Genomic DNA, 1,398 nt, shown 5'->3' with positions numbered 1-1,398 from the left:
GCCGCTGCACTACCTCCGCCAGGCGCTCGCGCCCACGGCGGACCTGATGGAGGGCGCGCTGTCGGACATGCTGCTCGCGAGCCCCGACGCGATCATCCTCGCCGATGTCGCGACGCTGTCGGCCGAGGAGGAGGCGGCGCTGATCGCCTGGGTCGAGGATGGCGGGCTCCTCGTGCGCTTCGCGGGGCCGCGCCTCGCCGCCTCGGACCTCGCGCGGGACAGCGCGGGGCCGCTCATGCCGGTGCGGCTGCGCGCGGGCGGGCGGACGGTGGGCGGCGCGATGTCCTGGGGCGAGCCGAAGGCGCTGCGGCCCTTCGAGGAAGGCTCGCCCTTCTTCGGCCTCGCCGTGCCCGGGGACGTCACCGTGTCGAGCCAGGTCATGGCCCAACCCGACCCGCAGCTCGCCGAGCGCACCATCGCCTCGCTCACGGACGGCACACCGCTCGTCACCCGCGCGGCTCTCGGGCAGGGGAGCGTCGTGCTCTTCCACGTCACGGCCAATGCCGACTGGTCTACGCTGCCGCTCTCGGGCCTCTTCGTGCAGATGCTCGAACGCCTCGCCGTCTCGACGCGCCCGGCGACGCCCGGCGCCGAGGACGTGGCGGGCATCACCTGGGTTCCGGAGGAGGTGCTCGACGGGTTCGGCACGCTGCGGGACGCGGGGATTCGGCCCGGCGTCTCCGGCGAAGCGCTGGTCGAGGCGCCGCTTTCGGCCGACCTCCTGCCCGGTCTCTATACCGGGGGCGAGCAGCGGCTGGCGCGGAACGTGATCGCGGCGGACACGGTCCTGTCGCCCGCGGTCTGGCCCGCCGACATTCCCGTGGAGGGCATGGCGGTGGTCGAGCCGACGGACCTCATGGCGGCCTTTCTGACGGGGGCGCTGATCCTGCTCCTGCTCGACGCGATCGCCTCGCTCTGGCTCGCCGGGCGGCTTTCGGGCGCGCTTCGGCGCGGGACGGCGGCGGCGCTCGCCGCGCTCCTCCTCGCGCCTGCGCCGCCCGCCGGAGCGCAGGAGGGCGGCCTTTCCCTCGAGGACCAGCTCGCGCTTCTCGCGACCTCCGAGGTGACGCTGGCCTATGTCGTCACCGGCGATCCCGAGCTCGACCGGATCTCCGAGGCCGGTCTCCAGGGCCTCACCAACGTCCTGTGGTCGCGCACCTCGGTCGAGCCCGCGCCGCCCATCGGCGTGAATCTCGAGACGGACGAACTGGCCTTCTTCCCGATGCTCTACTGGCCGGTCTCGGCCGAGCAGCCGATGCCCTCGCCCGAGGCCTACCGCAGGCTCAACGACTACCTGCGCTCGGGCGGCATGATCGTCTTCGACACGCGCGACGCGAACGTGGGCGGGTTCGGATCGGGCACGCCGGAGGGGCGGCGGCTGCGGGCGCTCGCGGCGCC

General features: G+C 74.0%; 1 protein-coding gene. It reads left to right on the top strand.

The genetic code is table 11. The annotated features are described in order from the left end of the window. Positions 1–1,398: DUF4159 domain-containing protein (locus ACTS11_RS00420; RefSeq protein WP_442638381.1), on the top strand; the 1,398-nt coding region annotated here is incomplete at both ends.

The organism is Roseicyclus sp., assembly GCF_052168335.1.
Lineage (GTDB): Bacteria > Pseudomonadota > Alphaproteobacteria > Rhodobacterales > Rhodobacteraceae > Roseibacterium.
Note: the sequence above shows the minus strand (reverse complement) of the source record. Positions and strands in the feature narration are given on the sequence as shown.